Raw genomic sequence first — 16,613 nt, 5'->3', positions numbered from 1 at the left:
ATTAGGAGAGAGAAGTTATGAACAAGATCGTTCAGGACAAAATGGATCAGAGCCGCGGTGCAGCCGATATCGCCCGTTTTGAGAAAAACGCAGCGCATCTCGAAGCCAGCGGCATGTATGACCCGGCCGAAGAACATGCCAACTGTGGTGTGGGTCTTGTCGGTGCGATTGACGGCAAGCCGCGTCGTGAAGTGGTTGAAGCCGGGATCGAAGCACTGAAAGCAATCTGGCACCGTGGTGCGGTTGATGCCGATGGCAAGACCGGTGATGGCGCTGGTATTCACCTTCAGGTCCCGCAGGATTTCTTCAAGGCTTACCTTAAGGTTATCAACCAGGAAGCCCCGGAAAGCCTGATCGCGGTTGGTCAGGTCTTCTTGCCGCGTATCGACATGTCCGCACAGGAACGTTGCCGTGCGATCGTTGAAACCGAAATCCTGAAGCAGGGTTACGGCATTCTTGGTTGGCGCCAGGTCCCGGTTGATGTTTCGGTCATCGGTGAAAAAGCAAACCAGACCCGCCCGGAAATCGAACAGGTTCTGATTGGCGTCCGCAGCGACGTTGACGAAGAAAAGTTCGAGATTGACCTTTATGCGATCCGTCGTCGTATCGAAAAGGCAGTCCTGTCCGAGACGATCAAGGACTTCTATATCTGTTCGATGTCGTCGCGTTCGATCATCTACAAGGGCATGTTCCTTGCAGAAGACGTTGATACCTTCTATCCGGATCTTCGTGACGAGCGCTTTGTTTCGAGCTTCTGCGTCTATCACCAGCGTTATTCGACCAACACCTTCCCGAGCTGGCCGCTGGCTCAGCCGTTCCGTGTTCTTGCCCATAACGGCGAGATCAACACGCTGCGCGGCAACGTCAACTGGATGAAAAGCCACGAAGCACGTATGGCGCACGAAGTGTTCGCCGACAGCATTGATGATTTGAAGCCGGTTATTCAGCCGGGCTCGTCTGACTCGGCAGCCCTTGATGCCGTGTTCGAGCTGATGATCCGTGCGGGCCGTGACCTTCCGATGGTGAAAACCATGATGGTTCCGGAAGCATGGTCGAAAAAGGCATCGACGCCTGACAGCTATAAAAACCTTTATGCCTATTGCAACGCCGTGATGGAGCCGTGGGACGGCCCGGCTGCACTTGCTGCCTATGGTGGTGAATGGCTTATGGGTGGTACGGACCGTAACGGTCTGCGTCCGCTGCGTTATGCGGTAACCGGTAACGGTCTTCTGATCGCCGGTTCCGAAGCCGGTATGGTTCATATCGATGAAGAAACCTGCATCGAAAAAGGCCGCCTCGGCCCGGGCCAGATGATTGCGGTGAACCTTGCCGAAGGCAAACTGTTCCACGATGCCGAGCTTAAGGACAAGCTTGCCAATCGTCGTGACTGGTCGAAATGGGTTGGTCGCACCAAGGTGCTTGATGACCTGATTTCGCCGGAACATACCGAACCGTCCCATATCGAAAAAGAACGTCTTCTGCGTTTGCAAAAGGCAATGGGCCTGACCCATGAAGACCTTGAGCTGATCCTTCATCCGATGGGTGAAGACGGCAAGGAAGCCATCGGTTCGATGGGGGATGATACCCCGCTTGCGATCCTTTCTGATCGTTACCGCGGTCTGCATCACTTCTTCCGCCAGAACTTCTCGCAGGTGACCAACCCGCCGATCGATTCTCTTCGTGAAGCGCGCGTCATGAGCCTGAAGACCCGCCTTGGCAACCTTGGCAACGTTCTGGAAGAAGACGAAAGCCAGTGCGACCTGCTTCAGCTTGAAAGCCCGGTTCTGACCAACGCTGAATATGACGCAATGCGCGGCTATATGGGCGACACGGCTGTCGAAATTGACACCACCTTTGACATCAATGGTGGCCAGACTGCCCTGCGTGATGCGATTTCCCGCATCCAGCGTGAAGCAGAAGAAGCCGTCCGTGGCGGTGCCTTGCACATCATCCTGACCGATGAGTCGATCAGCGAAGAACGCGCAGCCATTCCGATGATCCTTGCGACCGGTGGTGTTCACAGCCACCTCGTGAAGACGTCGCTGCGTACCTACATTTCGCTGAACGTGCGTTCGGCAGAATGCATGGACGTGCATTACTTTGCCGTTTTGATCGGTGTTGGCGCGACCACGGTTAACGCCTATCTGGCACAGGAAGGTCTGCTTGACCGTTATGCACGCGGCCTGTTCCCGAATGTGAACAGCACCGCCGAAGTCATGCAGCGCTTCAAGGCCGCAATCGACGCGGGTCTTCTGAAGATCATGTCCAAAATGGGCATCTCGATCATCAGTTCCTATCGCGGTGGCTATAACTTCGAAAGTATCGGCCTGTCGCGTTCGCTGGTGGCTGAATTCTTCCCGGGCATGCCGTCGCGTATTTCGGGTATCGGTCTTCAGGGTATCCAGCGTCGTACGATTGCCCAGCATAAAGAAGCGTTTAACGGCAATGTCGTCAGCCTTCCGGTTGGTGGTCTTTACAAATACCGTCGCAGTGGCGAACGCCACGTCTGGACCGGTCCGCTGATCCATACGTTGCAGTCCTCTGTCACCACGGGCAGCTACAACACCTTCCGCAAGTTTTCTGAAGGTCTGCGTTCGCGTGAACCGCTTCATCTGCGTGATCTTCTTGATTTCCGTAGTGACCGTACCGCAGTTCATCAGGACAAGGTCGAAAGCATCACCGAAATCCGCAAACGTTTTGTCACCCCGGGCATGTCCCACGGTGCATTGTCGACCGAGGCCCACGAGGCACTGGCGATTGCAATGAACCGTATCGGTGCGAAATCGAACTCCGGTGAAGGTGGTGAGTCGCGTGAACGTTTCCGTCCGCGTGCGAACGGTGACAATGCGCGTTCCTCGATCAAACAGGTTGCGTCCGGTCGCTTTGGTGTGACGGCTGAATATCTGAACAACTGCGAAGAAATTCAGATCAAGGTCGCCCAGGGTGCAAAACCGGGTGAAGGTGGTCAGCTTCCGGGCTTCAAGGTTACGGTTGAAATCGCACAGCTGCGTCATGCGACGCCGGGTGTGACCCTGATTTCTCCGCCGCCGCACCACGACATCTATTCAATCGAAGATCTGGCGCAGCTGATCTATGACCTGAAACAGATCAACCCGCGTTGCCGCGTCTGCGTGAAGCTGGTGTCGCGTTCGGGTGTTGGTACGATTGCCGCTGGTGTTGCCAAGGCAAAAGCCGACGTGATCCTGATTTCCGGTTATGACGGCGGTACGGGTGCAAGCCCGCAGACCTCGATCAAATATGCAGGCGTTCCGTGGGAGATGGGCCTGTCGGAAGTGAACCAGGTTCTGACGCTTAACAACCTGCGTGACAAAGTCAAACTGCGCGTTGACGGTGGTTTCAAAACCGGTCGTGACGTGGTGATTGGCGCAATGCTTGGTGCAGAGGAATTCGGTATCGGTACGGCTTCACTGATCGCACTTGGGTGCATCATGGTCCGTCAGTGCCATTCGAACACCTGCCCGGTTGGTGTCTGTACCCAGGATCCGGCACTGCGTGCCAAGTTCGTCGGTACGGCTGACAAACTGGTCAACCTGTTCACCTTCATGGCCGAGGAAGTCAAAGACGTTCTGGCAGAGCTTGGCTATGACAAGCTTGAAGACGTGATTGGCCGTTCGGACCTGCTTCAGCAGGTTCACCGTGGCGCGAAAGACCTTGTTGACCTTGATTTGAACCCGCTGCTTGCACAGGCTGATGCCGGTGATCATGCACGCTTCTGCACCATCGAAGGCCGGAACGAAGTCCCGGATACCCTTGATGCGCAGATGATCAAGGATGCCCGTCCGCTTCTGGAAGACGGCGAAAAGATGCAGCTTCAGTACAACATCCAGAACACCCAGCGTGCGATTGGGACCCGGATGTCGTCACTGATCACGCAGAAATACGGCATGACCGGCCTGAAACCGGGCCACCTGCATGTCCGTCTGCGTGGTTCGGCTGGTCAGTCGCTTGGCGCCTTTGCGGTTCAGGGTCTGAAGATCGAAGTTCAGGGCGATGCCAACGACTATGTTGGTAAAGGCCTTTCGGGCGGTACGATTGTTCTGCGTCCACGTCCGAGCAGCCCGCTTAAGACCAACGAAAACACCATCATCGGTAACACCATTCTTTATGGTGCGACGGCTGGCAAGCTGTTTGCTGCCGGTCAGGCCGGTGAACGTTTCTGTGTCCGTAACTCCGGTGCGACCGTTGTGGTCGAAGGTTGTGGTTCGAACGGTTGTGAATACATGACCGGCGGAACCGCAGTCATCCTGGGTTCGGTTGGTGAAAACTTTGGTGCTGGTATGACCGGTGGCATGGCCTTCATCTATGACGTTAAGGGCACCTTTGCCGATGTCGTCAACGATGGCTCCATCCTTTACCAGCGCATTGAAACCCAGCATTGGGACGAACATTGCCGTGCGCTCATTGAAGAGCATGTTGCAGAAACCGAAAGTGGTTATGCACGCACGATCCTTGATAACTGGGATCGTGAACGCGGCAACTTCTGGCAGATCGTGCCGAAGGAAATCGTCGACAAGCTGGAACACCCTATTCGCTCCGAGAGCGAAAACCAGGCAACTGCGTGATCTGATCACGCTTTTGCGCAAGCTCCCTTGTCCAACACACCTGGACAATTGAACTGGCCCCGTACTTCGGTACGGGGCACTTTTCTTTGTTCGTGACGGATGAAGCGAGCAGGCAAAAAGGCGGGCCTTGTGGTCCGCCTTTTACTTTCGGGTGTTCTGGCATTGCGCCATCACCCGTCCAATCTGTCCCGGTCTAGAGCAGAATATTCAGATATGTGCCGCGCCGCGCATTGTGATCAATTTGATCGGTTGCGATCAGATTACGCAGTCGTGCGAGCTGTGCGGCGATAAAGCTGTCAGAAGATGGTTGATCGGAATTGGCAGTCACGCGGCCACCAACCCCGGGCAATCCCTGTGGGCGGTTGCGGGCGTCCTGCAGTCCCGTTTGGGACGAGCCTGTACCGATTCTGTTGGCGACCATCATGCTATCCAAATGAAAATCCGGCCCTGACCTTAGCACGTGCAAGGGGACTTGTCATGATGGGCTATTGCTAAGCCTTTAGACGGGCACACAAAAAGGGGTGGTTCTGGACCACCCCAAGGAGGAAGCTAACGGAGGGAAAAAATCACGTCAGAATGTTTACGCGTGTGCCGCGGTGACCACTGGTTTGAAGCGGCTGATGTTCGGTAACGATGGAACCGATAACTTTGGCAAGGCCGGTGGCCTTGTTGATCGCGCCTTCAGCGGCGGCAAACGGCAAAGACGGGCCTGAACCACCGGGGGTGATGGCATCATTAACAGCCTGTGCTGCTGCGCTTAAACCTGAACCTTGAACCGAACCGATCATGTTGACCTCGTCATCCTTTCCAAAAGGGTGGGGCACCCATCGAAGAGAACATCACTCAATCTCTATGACTTTAAGGTAGGGATTAATTGCCAGCAAAAAAGTGACGGTTGTCACAGGTGGGGTTCCCGGCAGAGAGCGGGCAGAAGAAACTGGTTTTCGCAGAGTGACTTACGGGTGAATTTGCGTAAATATTTTTTTAATCATTGCGCGATGGGGCGGGCCGTATTTACCTGTACGGGTTGCGCATCCCTGCGATATAAAAAGACAGGCATTGCGGCCTGTCTTGTATTTTTCGATGACTTAAGTCCGCTGACGTTCAGCCCGCAGAGCAATGGCATCATGGATGGCTTTTTGCAACTGACTTGGACGGAACGGTTTTTTGACAAAGACATAATTGCCAAGAAGCTTGTCGAGTTCCTTGCGCGATCGGGCCGGATAGCCCGACATAAAGACGACGCCATATCGCGGGTTTGATCGCAGGGCCTCGATCACCAGTTGCGGGCCACTACGGCCAGACATCACCACATCGGTCAGAATGACATCAAACGGATCATCCTTTTCCGCCTGGATCAGAACTTCCAGCGCTTCTTCGGTGCTTTTGGCCGTTGCAGTCCGGAAACCGGCATCTTCAAGAATGATATGCGCGGTGGTTCGCAGGGCCTGTTCATCATCGACAATCAGAACCCGTTCGCCGTTGCCCGGGAAGTCATGAATTTCATCAACACGAAGGGCTGCTTCCGATCCGGCTTCGGACCGGGGCAAGTAAACCGAGAAGGTTGTCCCTTCGCCTTCAACGCTTTCGACATTGATAAATCCGTGTGCTTCTTCCACCCAGCTATGGACGATGGACAAGCCAAGCCCGGTGCCTTTGCCCGGTTCCTTGGTTGAGAAGAAGGGCTCAAAAATATTGCCGATAATGTCGTCGGGAATGCCGGTCCCGGTATCCTGAACCGTGATGACAACAAACTCACCGGCGATTTCGTTGGGATAGCTGTCTTCGTCCTCGTCCGGGTCACGCTGGGCCAGTGGCGGGATGTCGACACTGCGCGACGATATTTGCAGTGTGCCGCCATCAGGCATGGCATCGCGGGCATTGATCGCAAGGTTCAGAATGCAGGCTGAAAGCTGTGTCGGGTCGACACGGGTAAAGAGTTCAGGCTCGTCAGACCAGATTTGCAATTCGATCCGGTGTTCCAACAGGGTCATCAGCAGTTTCTCCATTTCCGAGAAGATGCTTTGGACCCGTACATTGGTTGGCTGATCAATCCGGCGGCGCGAGAACATCAAAAGCTGATCGGCAACACTGGTCGCACGTTCGCCCAGCGATATCACATGGTCGAGATATTCTTTGACCCGTTCGCGATCGTCGATCTTTGCCCTGGCGACTTCGGCGAAGCTCAGAATACCGGCAAGGCAATTGTTAAATTCATGGGCAACACCACCAGCCATCTGACCAACGGCTTCAAGCTTTTGCGACGTGGCAAGTTGACGTTGCAGGGCCTGTTGTTCTTCGGTTGCGCGATGCTGGGCGGTGATGTTGCTGCCGGTGCCGCGATAGCCGTTGAAACGGCCATCAAGCGAAAAGACCGGAACCCCGTTGATGCGGCCGTAATGCTTTTCACCTTTGCGCGAGACCCAGGAAAACTCGACATTTTGGAACGCCATATGGGCATCCAGCCGACGTTGAAGATAATGCCAGCCTTCCGGGTGTTCGGATGTCAGGCCAAGTCGGTCGAAGGACTGGCCTTGTGGTGATCCGTTGATTTCTTCGATCAGCTGATAAAACTTGTAGGACGCAAACGCGATTTTAAGGTTCGCACCCATTTCCCAATACCAGTCGGCCGAGGACAGGGTGAAGTCGCGGAAACGTTCTTCGCTGTCACGCAGGGCATCCTGGGCAATCTGATGTTGCTGTGTGCGGCGTTCCAGACTTTCGGCCATTGCATTAAGGCCGCGTTCAAGCGTGCCAATTTCATCGCGTCCCATCGGAGTCAGGCGCGAACTCAGCTTACCCAACTGGATCTTGTTCACAAACTGGGCTGCTGTGATCAGGCGTTTGAGGACTGTTTGCTGGGTGAACAAGAAGATCAGGGCTGATGTCATCAGGATACACATCGCTGACCCGACCAGCAGCACCGATTGCATTTGGCGCTGGCTTTCTTCAAGGCCTTTGGTGGAAACCTTGAGATAGACAAACATGAAGGGCTGATTGGCGTTCAGGCTGAACAGCGGGGTGATCGAAACGATACTGCGGCCAACCTGATCGTCGGTCGTGAACAATGTCGGCTCTGTCAGGTCCGAACGCAATTGATCAACCGGGAAATCCGGTACGACAGTGATCGAGTTACCGATGATAAAGGGATCAATCGCGTGATAGATCGTGCCGTCAAAGCCGATTGCCATGGCTTGCTGCAAGTGATCACCCAGCAGCAATTTCATCTGGTCGGCGTCGCTCAGGATCGAGATTTTAAGTTGTTCGTCCTGAATAAGGCGGCCAGGCGTGCTGATCTGTTCCGCAATACGGCGATCAATTTCCGCGCCGAAATACTGGACATAATATCCGCCAAACAATCCAAGCAGAATGGTTTCCACAATGACGATTGCCAGCGCAATCTTGAAAACCAGGCTGCCGATCATTCGGTCTAACAGCTTCTTCACGCCTCGTCGTCTCCCCTGTGCGAGATCAGTCTCCCGCGCACCAGTTACTTTTGCTCAATATAGTATTGGCTTGGGTTGGTTGGTGCTGGTGTTGCATAGCTCCATGCCGCCGGAATTACTTTTGGAACATTGTGGAAGTTCTTGGCAACCACGCCTTTCCTGTTTGGCGGCAAAGCAATACCCATAACGTAAAACTGATCTGCGCTGATGTCGAGGATATCGCGCATCAGTTGATTTTGTTTTTGAGCGTTCGCGGTTTCTTTGAGCTGATTATAAAGCGCAAGCTGCTTTTGCACTTCATCGGGCGGGGTAATTGCGTTCGGGCTGTTGGGATTGACGTACCAATTGGCCCATCCGGTCGCAAACCAGGACGAATCGGCCGACATTGGCAGATAGTTGATCGGAATGACCATCGCATCAAGGCCGCCATCACCGCCCCATGCACTGGCTTGATGATCATTGCGTTCGCGCATAGCAAAGAATTCGTCGCGCGGCAGGTTGCGCGCCCTGACATCAAGGCCGATTGCCCGCCAATACTGGATCACCGCATCAAGGATCGCAAAGCGGTTTGCGCCTTCGGTGTCGATGGTAAAGGACAGGCGTTTACCATCCGGACGCAGCAGGAAGCCTTCACTGTCTGTTTGATGCAAACCGGCCTTGGCAAGATAGTCCGTTGCAAGGGCGGCGTCATAATGGATGAACTGACGGGCCAGAACGGTGTGATAAAGCGGACTTTCCGGGCGCGGTGCGGCCTGATGAGGCAGGGCATCGGGGACAAACCGGGCAATGACATCGTTGCGATCAATCGCATGGGACAGCGCAATCCGGAAATTCTTGTTCTGGAAGATATCGCGCAGTACCGGGTCCTTGTCATTGAGGTTCAATGACAAGGTCAAGGTGTTCATGTCACTTTCAATCAGCGTAAAGGGCTGAAGATCGTGATTGGCGGCAAGAACTTCGTCCGCACGCGTGCTGACATGGCGTTCCTGCATATTCACCTTGCCGGCAATCGCTGCGTCACCTGCGGCACTTTTCGACGGTACAAGCGTCAGTGAAACTTCGTCGATATAGGGAAGCTGACGGCCGGCCGGATCAATCTTCCAGTAATAGGGATTGCGTTTGGCAATCAGCGGATCATCCTTGCCATAAACACCGGTGAGAACCCAGGCATTCAGGGTTGGGACATCCGGATTAAGCCATCGCGATGGATCATCAATCGTGCCGGGCGTTCCAAACACCGCAATAAAGCGTTCTTTCCATCCCGCAAAGCCAAGGCTGCGTGCTTCGCTATCCGCATTTGGATTGTATTTCGGCAAAAGCGGTTTAAGGAAATGGGCGGGATAGCTTACCGGTTCGACGCCTTCTGGGCGCGCCAATGCTGTCGGGAACAGGCCATAGGGCGTACTGAAACGAAACGCGATGGTGTTGTCATCAATCTCGTCTACCCGCACGGCATTGCCACCGGCAATCAGCCATTCCGGAACTGAATCGGCAAAGGCCGGATTAAGAAGGATGTCCTGATACCAGAAGATGATGTCATCAGCACTAAAGGGCGCACCATCTGACCAGCGCATTCCCGGGCGCAGCCGGAAAAAGAATTCTGTGGCATCGTTGCTGGGCTGGAAGGAAAGGGCAACGTTTGGAATGGTCGATGTCCATTGCGGGGTCCAGCGCAAAAGCGGTTCATAACCGATATTGCGGATCAGCAGAGCCTGATCACGCTGATCGCGTTGCGCCATTTTCCAGGTGCCGCCATAAACACCAATCTTTTCGTTCGGCGTGACAATCATCGGTGTGGTCGGCAGGCGGTCGCTGACAGGTGGCAACTTGCCTTCTGCAACCTGTTGGGCAAGGGTCGGGGATTCACCAAATTCAGCAGCACGCACATCCGGGAAATTGACCAGAACGGCCCCCAGTGCTGCGATCAAGATGTACTTAAACTTTTTCAAAAGACGCTGCGCCCCCGCGGTATTTCCAGCCTCTGATCGAAGGTATCGGAAAAACTACTCAAAGGTGGTGAATATCTTGAGTGGATAAAAAGGTAAATAGACCTGTGCGCGTGATAAACCCCAAAATGAAGGAATACGAACTTTATCATATAAAGATAATTTACATGTTCGTTCCGTTCTATTGATTTTTTCCAATAGCTTGCATCAATCCACAGGATAGATTTTTCATTGAAATTCCGCAGGTTTGAAAGGTTTTGACGTGAATTCGAAAAGGTTCAAAACTGGATTTATTAATATTTATGGTTGAGATTCGCGTAGTGGCGAAGCTGCTATGCTCATACATATTCGACTAAAGTTTAATGGTGACTAATTTAGAGGGTTTGACTTTTTATTGTCCCGGAATCGCATTAAGGGGCGTTCCTTTCCTGCGACGAGTCGCCATATAATCAGGATGGTCAAACGGACTGCTTATCGACAGGACAGGTGTCGTGGCGCAAAACGACAAGCAACAGTCACAAGAAAATGGTGGAGGGTCCTTTATGAAAGGACCGAAACCGACGGCACCGATTCCGAAATATGAACCGGGCACGGATGTCGCATTGCGCGAACGGTTGCAAGGAACATCGGCAACGCCAAGTGTTATCGCCGCCGGGCAAGAGGCCAACGGGATCAGTGTTGCCGGGATCGAAGGCATGATTGATCGCAGAAAAGCCAATGTCGCGGCCAAGCTGGTTGATACCGATCCGGATCGGGCCTTGCGCATCATTCGTAATTGGCTGGTCGAAGAATAATCTTCATTCCCTTTATGTTTTTCGGGCAGGGCATCTACGGCTGCCTTCCGTGAAATGCGCCATCGTTTAATTCCTTGGCATTACGAGATTTTTTGTCATGCTGATGGTCAAATACGTCAAGGGGAGGTGCAAAAGGCCAATGGCAGATTTTACCAAGCTGATTGAAGAACAATTTTGTGCGTTCGATCCGGATTATGTGACGCAGCAGGAAAACTATGCTGCGAAATTGGCCCCATTGCAGGACAAGCTGATTGCAATTCAGCAGACCGGTAACAGCATGGCGGCATCTGATCAGCGGATGATCGAATGCAAGTGGCTGTTGATGTATACCGCCGACTGGGACACGCTTGCGACCAAGATTGATGCCTTTGCGGCTTCGCTGGAGAACCCGGATCAAAGCTGGGCCGAAGACCAGGTGCCAAGCGATGGTTCATGGGGACCTTGTTATGATCAATGGTTCCTGAAAGTCGATGCGATGATTGATGCGGTCAATACGTTGGCCGATGCCGGGACAGCACCGCAATATCCCTTTGCCTTCATGGCGCCAATCGCAACGCCCGAGAAAATGGTCGCCTGGCTTGAAAGCCAGAAAACATCAAAGATTTATGCAGATGGTCTTGATCGTCGTGATGCGCTGGGTGCGGTTACAGCCACACTTTCACAGATGTGTTTCAAAAGCGAAATCCGCGACTATTTTCAGACTTATGTGAAGGGCTTTGACCTGACCCAGGATTATATCGATGCCTATAAACAGTGGCTTGATAACTGGCAGGACGATCAAAGCGGATATTGGGGCGGCTGGTTCGACACACCTGATCAGGGTGTTCTGAAAAGCAGCGATCTGAGCCTGACTTTCCATAATATTTCCTATCAGCACGGCAAGGTCGATTTATGGCCACAGATTTTCCAGACCACGCTTGCGATCCGTGACGATGCCTATCCTTTCGGCTGGAAACACAATGGCGATTTCAACAATCACAACAATTATGATGTGACCAAGATCTTTGACCTTGGCTGGTCACAGGTTGATGCGGATATGCAAAAGAATGCATCGGCCGATATCGGTCTGGTGCTGGAATGGTGTCTGACCAAATCGATGACACCCGATGGTGGCTTCATTGATGACCCGACATTCTATAACTCGGTCGGGGCTGCTTATTATTATGGTGTGTCGTTCCTTGATCAGGCCGGATATTTCGGAACGACGGCGCCGTTCTGGACCGATAAGCCATTCCCCGGTGGACCTGCCCTGTGTTGTAAAATCCAGAAAAACATCAAAGCCGAGGGGCTTGATGATGACGAGGCAAAGGCCGCAATGGAAAAGCTGGTCGATGCCTGTGGCAATTGCACTTGAAATTCGGGGCTGTGGTGTGAATTCGATCCGGGGGATTGGCGAAACGGCCATCGCGATCCCCATATAAGGTAGGAAGAACAACACAGTTCACGAGGTTTCGCATGACGGACCGTAAAGATATTGATCTGGTTGCACTGCGCACGCGTCTGGAAGCTAGGCGCGCCGACATTCTGGCGCATTCAAACCATTCAGAAGATTATCGAAAGCCGGTCGAGCTTGATCAGCAGGCAGTCGGTCGTTTGTCGCGAATGGATGCTCTTCAGAATCAGCAGATGCATCTTGAACAGGAACGTCGCCGCAACGCGGAACTGGACCGGATTGAAAAGACCCTGAAGCGGATGAGCGATGATGAATACGGTCATTGCCATAATTGCGGCGAGAATATCGAAAAGAAGCGGTTGGAGTTTGACCCGACAACGCCGCTTTGTGTGGAATGCGCGGAAAAGGTAAGCCACGTCTGATGTCAGGCACTATAGAACCCATTGTGATCTTTTGGTGAGGATGTTGTTTGTTTTATCGTGATCACATGGCGAACTGGATAGCGGACCTTTTTTGCAGCCTTGTGATCTGTGTGGCATTGCTGGTTGTGCCGACACCGGTCGCGGCGCAAGGATCATGTGTTTCGACGCGCAGTCCCGAAGCCAGACTTGAATTCAATCACATGGATCCGATGCTTGATCGCCACCGTTCCGTGAAATGGCTTAACAGCCGTGCGGGCGGAAATCCGCGTTATGTGGTGGCAGGCCTGACCGAATATGAAATGCAGGCATCCTTTGATATGCGCTTTGAACCACGTGAAGTTGGCAATGGGCGTTATTGTCTCGAACTGGTGCGGGTCAGTCCCAAAGTCGATGTGATCAAACATCTGGTCTATGTCGCATCGGAGCTTGCGCGCGGCACATGCGAATATGATGCGGTCTATGCCCATGAAGGCGAACATGTGAAGGTCAATCAGGGGATGGAAGCCGATATTCGGGTTGCCCTTGATGATCTGATCAGGGATGTTGTGATCAAGGTAGGGGCAATGTTTCCGCTTGCCGCGGATAATGTCCCGGGGGCCATGCGGCGGCTTTCGTCGGAATATGGTCGGGATTTCAAGCGCCGGTTAAAAGATATCGATCGCCGCCGTCGGGAAAAACAGCGCCAGATCGACACCCCCCAGGAATATGAAAGGCTGGCGGCGTCTTGCGGGCCCAACTCGGCATTCCAGACAACCTTGCAACAGGCTGCCAGATAGGTACGACATTCTTAGAATGACAGTGAAAGCCGGTCTTCATCTATGCCTGCAACATCCTTAAGGCCGTCGAGATCGAGACGGAAGACATTGCGTGACTGGAAATCCAGCAGATCAATACGTCTGAAATCGGCAATGATCCGGCTGGCCGTTTCGGTGGTGATGCCCAGCATCGCACCGATATCTTCGCGGCCGGGCAACTGACAGGTGCCGGTTTCGGGATCGTTCAGGAACAGACACAGACGGGCCACCCGTTCGCGGGCTGTCCCGGTCGACATCTGGGTCAGCCAGTTATCTGAATCCATCACTGCCTGATGCCAGCGATTAAGGACCTGTTTGTGCAGACGGGGGCTTTCGCGATCCAGTTTCTCGATCACGGCAATCGGAATGCGGCAAAGCTGACTGTCCTGAATGGCTTCGGCGTGATGGGTGAAGCAATCACTGACGATGGCTTCAAGTCCGATGGTGCCGCCGGGTCGCACAAGTCGCACAACCCGTTGATTGCCGTCCGGAAGATAGTGGACAAGTTTTACGAGACCACTGCGCAAGGTATAAATGGATTGGGCCTGATCGCCGGAATTGTAAAGCGTACCGCGTTTCGGAAGAGTAATGTCTTCGACCGGCATATGAACGAGTTTGAAATCCTCGTCCGTCATATTGTTAAACAGCGCAAACTTTCGCACGCCACAATCGCGGCACCGCGCAAGGTCGGGTCGGAATGTATAGCTTACTGAATGGTTCACACGTTCCGCCTATCAAGGAGTTATATACAGGTAGCGTGACGTCAGATGAAAAGTTTAATCAATCCAAACCATTGACCAATGTACCGGTTTCATTTGTTAAATCAATCTAAAGTCGTATCTCGCACGTCACAAACCAGACCGGAACCGGACGATCAGGCGTTGGTGTCGAGCGTGACCAGACCTTTTTCGATTGCGTAACGGACAAGACCGGCAGAACTGTCGATATCAAGTTTGCGTTTGATGTTTCGGCGGTGGGTTTCGACCGTGCGCACGCTGATATCAAGTTCACGTGCGACATGTTTGTTGCTGGCCCCTTTGGCAAGGAGGCGCAGAACGGTGCGTTCACGTGTTGTCAGCGGCACGCCATCACTGGTGCTGTCTTCACCGGCACTGATACGGTCAAAGGTCGAGCTATACGCTTCACCGCCATTGGCAATAGCCTCGATGGCCCGAACCATGTCATTTGACGACACGTCTTTGAGGATAAAGCCCTTGGCGCCAGCCTGCTGGGCGGTGCGAAGATATTCCGGGTTTTCATGCATCGACAGGATGACAACCTTGGTATCAGGCAGAGTTTCGCGGAACTTTTCCGCGGCCTCCAGACCGTTCATCACCGGCATCGAAATATCCATCAAAACGATATCCGGACGCAGTTCGCGGGCCAGCGACAGGGCTTCGACGCCGTTGCTGGCTTCGCCAATGATGTTGATATGATCAAAACATTCCAGTCGCGAACGGATACCGTCCATCACAAGGGCGTGGTCATCGCACAGCAGAATGCGCAAGGGGCGGGCGGTGGAATAGATTTGATTGGAACTGTTCATCGATCGAAACTTGGTCCTGTCGCATAACGGTAACTATTTTGCCAGATTAACCTCTGATTGGTCTGTCGGGTAGATCATTCTGGCTGGTTGCGGGAATAAATGCAGTGATTTTAGTGCCATCATCTGGTTCTGAGCGTACTGAAAGCCCGCCACCGTGGAATTCCATACGTTCGCGCATATTGCGCAATCCGATTCCGGCACGCGGATCGCGGTTGCGGATATAACGGTTGGTTTCAAAGCCGACACCGTTATCGGTGATGCGCATGACAACACTGGGCCCTTCGCGTTTGATCGATATCTTGATGACGGTTGCATCGGCGTGGCGTTCGATATTGGTCAGGGTTTCCTGCAAAACACGATACAGCGTGGTCTTTTTGGCGATGTCGAGTTGCTTGTCGATATTGTCGATCTTGATTTCCATCAGAATGCCGGAACGGTCCTGCAATTCCGCGCACATACTTTCGATGGCCGGTTTCAGGCCAAGGTCATCAAGCACCGCCGGGCGCAGGTCGCGCGAAATCCGGCGAACTTCGTGAATGGCGTCCTGTAATCGTTTGGCGGCCTTTTCCATCGGTTCAATCGCGTTTTCGCGTGCCTGTCCAATCCGGGCGATGGCTGTTTCGACCGAATATTTGACCGAAACCAGTATCTGGCTGATGCCGTCATGCAGTTCGCGCGACACCCGAAGACGCTCCTGTTCCTGCACGTCAACCACGCGGTGGGTCAGTTCCTTAAGCTTGGAATCGGCAAGTTTGCGTTCGGACAGTGTGACGACCGTTCCGGAAATACCAACAAGCAGAACCGCAAGGATGGTTACGCCAATAATAGAAATCGTGGTTTCGCGGATATGGGTGGAAACCTCTGTCTCGATCTCGGTGACCTGTTCGGCGATATCGTCAATATAAATGCCGGTGCCGATCATCCAGTCCCATTTATCAAGCATCAGCGAATAGGTGATCTTTTCGGTGGGTTCGCCGGTTGACGGTTTTTCCCAGACATGGCGCATGAAGTCGCCACCCTTTTCGGCGTTAAAGATCAGGCCCTGAATGACGGTGTTGCCGTTAATGTCGCGCAAGTTCCAATAGGTGCGCCCGACGCGCCATGGCTGTGGCGGTTCGACAAGGGCAGTGCCATCGCGGTCATAAATAAAGAAATATCCGTCTTCGCCATAAGTCAGGTCTTCGATGATGGCCTTGACCCGTTCCTTGGAAACAGCATCAAGCGGACTGGCCACCGAATAGATATGGTCAATCGATGCCAAAGCCAGTTCGAGATAACTTTTGAGTTCTTCCTTGCGGGCTTCAAGGATGTTGCGTTCAAAGGTTCTGATTTCGGCCTCGGCCAGTCTTTCGGCCTGTGCAAAGACCAGCCAGGAGATGGCCGATGCCGCAAGAACCAGTGGCAAAATGGAAAGCAGCAGGAACTTTAGTCGAAGATTGAGCTTCGGCATGGGCGTAACCGTTTCAGGATTTGGGTGTTTTTCCTCGGGCGGACAATAGCATATCTGTCACAAAAGTCGCCGAAAGATCGCGGATTTCCAAGCCGTGACAAGGCACCATATGCGCATTTCGTTCCACATGGTGAAAAGCGGCTGGTCTTGCTTTTGTTCAATTGGTATTACCAATTCATGAGATCATGCTTTGACAGGGAGAGGGCAATGCGCATATACCAGAAACGACGCCTGCCCAC

12 protein-coding genes are annotated in these 16,613 nt (G+C 53.2%); 5 read left to right on the top strand and 7 right to left on the bottom strand.

Translation table 11 applies throughout. From position 1 onward, the window contains the following. Positions 1–17 precede the first annotated feature (17 nt). Positions 18–4,583 carry a glutamate synthase large subunit gene (gene gltB, locus TH19_RS04395; RefSeq protein WP_114101106.1) on the top strand — a complete coding sequence of 1,522 codons (4,566 nt, stop codon included), beginning with the start codon at positions 18–20 and terminating at the stop codon, positions 4,581–4,583. Positions 4,584–4,776: 193 nt separating this feature from the next. On the opposite strand, the gene TH19_RS04390 is transcribed toward gltB, so the two are convergent. From TH19_RS04390 to TH19_RS04375, 4 genes are all read right to left on the bottom strand, one after another. Next, positions 4,777–5,004 carry a hypothetical protein gene (locus TH19_RS04390; protein ID WP_114101233.1) on the bottom strand — a complete coding sequence of 76 codons (228 nt, stop codon included), beginning with the start codon at positions 5,002–5,004 and terminating at the stop codon, positions 4,777–4,779. Between the two features lie 145 nt (positions 5,005–5,149). Further along, a complete protein-coding gene (locus TH19_RS04385) occupies positions 5,150–5,371 on the bottom strand; it encodes a hypothetical protein (RefSeq protein ID WP_114101105.1) in 222 nt (73 codons plus the stop codon). Between the two features lie 300 nt (positions 5,372–5,671). Continuing rightward, positions 5,672–8,029 carry an ATP-binding protein gene (locus TH19_RS04380; protein WP_114101104.1) on the bottom strand — a complete coding sequence of 786 codons (2,358 nt, stop codon included), beginning with the start codon at positions 8,027–8,029 and terminating at the stop codon, positions 5,672–5,674. 44 nt (positions 8,030–8,073) lie between these two features. Beyond that, positions 8,074–9,978 carry an ABC transporter substrate-binding protein gene (locus tag TH19_RS04375; RefSeq protein ID WP_114101103.1) on the bottom strand — a complete coding sequence of 635 codons (1,905 nt, stop codon included), beginning with the start codon at positions 9,976–9,978 and terminating at the stop codon, positions 8,074–8,076. 539 nt (positions 9,979–10,517) lie between these two features. Here TH19_RS04375 and TH19_RS04370 point away from each other — a divergent pair. The 4 genes from TH19_RS04370 to TH19_RS04355 all read left to right on the top strand — a co-directional run bounded on the left by TH19_RS04370 (position 10,518) and on the right by TH19_RS04355 (position 13,360). Further along, positions 10,518–10,769: a hypothetical protein gene (locus tag TH19_RS04370; RefSeq protein WP_258547823.1), complete on the top strand. Its 252-nt coding sequence runs from the start codon at positions 10,518–10,520 to the stop codon at positions 10,767–10,769. A gap of 139 nt (positions 10,770–10,908) precedes the next feature. After that, a complete protein-coding gene (locus TH19_RS04365) occupies positions 10,909–12,123 on the top strand; it encodes a hypothetical protein (RefSeq protein WP_114101101.1) in 1,215 nt (404 codons plus the stop codon). A gap of 101 nt (positions 12,124–12,224) precedes the next feature. After that, on the top strand, positions 12,225–12,584 hold the full coding sequence (locus tag TH19_RS04360) for a TraR/DksA family transcriptional regulator (RefSeq protein WP_114101100.1): 360 nt from the start codon (positions 12,225–12,227) through the stop codon (positions 12,582–12,584). A 47-nt stretch (positions 12,585–12,631) separates the two neighbouring features. After that, positions 12,632–13,360 carry a hypothetical protein gene (locus tag TH19_RS04355; protein WP_181846306.1) on the top strand — a complete coding sequence of 243 codons (729 nt, stop codon included), beginning with the start codon at positions 12,632–12,634 and terminating at the stop codon, positions 13,358–13,360. An 11-nt stretch (positions 13,361–13,371) separates the two neighbouring features. Here the strand turns inward: TH19_RS04355 and TH19_RS04350 are convergent, their stop codons facing one another. The 3 genes from TH19_RS04350 to TH19_RS04340 form a co-directional block, all read right to left on the bottom strand. Next, entirely contained in the window at positions 13,372–14,100 is a 729-nt protein-coding gene (locus TH19_RS04350; RefSeq protein WP_114101099.1) for a Crp/Fnr family transcriptional regulator, read from the bottom strand. A 152-nt stretch (positions 14,101–14,252) separates the two neighbouring features. After that, positions 14,253–14,924 (bottom strand): response regulator transcription factor, encoded by a 672-nt coding sequence (locus tag TH19_RS04345; protein WP_114101098.1) that lies wholly within the window; start codon positions 14,922–14,924, stop codon positions 14,253–14,255. A gap of 46 nt (positions 14,925–14,970) precedes the next feature. Further along, the gene (locus tag TH19_RS04340; RefSeq protein ID WP_114101097.1) at positions 14,971–16,374 is read right to left on the bottom strand and encodes a cache domain-containing protein; all 1,404 of its coding nucleotides are present in this window, start codon (positions 16,372–16,374) and stop codon (positions 14,971–14,973) included. Positions 16,375–16,613 lie beyond the last annotated feature (239 nt).

This window comes from Thalassospira profundimaris, assembly GCF_003326675.1.
Lineage (GTDB): Bacteria > Pseudomonadota > Alphaproteobacteria > Rhodospirillales > Thalassospiraceae > Thalassospira > Thalassospira aquimaris.
Note: the sequence above shows the minus strand (reverse complement) of the source record. Positions and strands in the feature narration are given on the sequence as shown.

What these genes read in the sequence shown, in the direction of transcription:
- gltB (WP_114101106.1), top strand. Translation starts at nt 18, where the DNA reads ATGAACAAGATCGTTCAGGACAAAATGGATCAGAGCCGCGGTGCAGCC.
- TH19_RS04390 (WP_114101233.1), bottom strand. Translation starts at nt 5,004, where the DNA reads ATGGTCGCCAACAGAATCGGTACAGGCTCGTCCCAAACGGGACTGCAG.
- TH19_RS04385 (WP_114101105.1), bottom strand. Translation starts at nt 5,371, where the DNA reads ATGATCGGTTCGGTTCAAGGTTCAGGTTTAAGCGCAGCAGCACAGGCT.
- TH19_RS04370 (WP_258547823.1), top strand. Translation starts at nt 10,518, where the DNA reads ATGAAAGGACCGAAACCGACGGCACCGATTCCGAAATATGAACCGGGC.
- TH19_RS04365 (WP_114101101.1), top strand. Translation starts at nt 10,909, where the DNA reads ATGGCAGATTTTACCAAGCTGATTGAAGAACAATTTTGTGCGTTCGAT.
- TH19_RS04360 (WP_114101100.1), top strand. Translation starts at nt 12,225, where the DNA reads ATGACGGACCGTAAAGATATTGATCTGGTTGCACTGCGCACGCGTCTG.
- TH19_RS04345 (WP_114101098.1), bottom strand. Translation starts at nt 14,924, where the DNA reads ATGAACAGTTCCAATCAAATCTATTCCACCGCCCGCCCCTTGCGCATT.
- TH19_RS04340 (WP_114101097.1), bottom strand. Translation starts at nt 16,374, where the DNA reads ATGCCGAAGCTCAATCTTCGACTAAAGTTCCTGCTGCTTTCCATTTTG.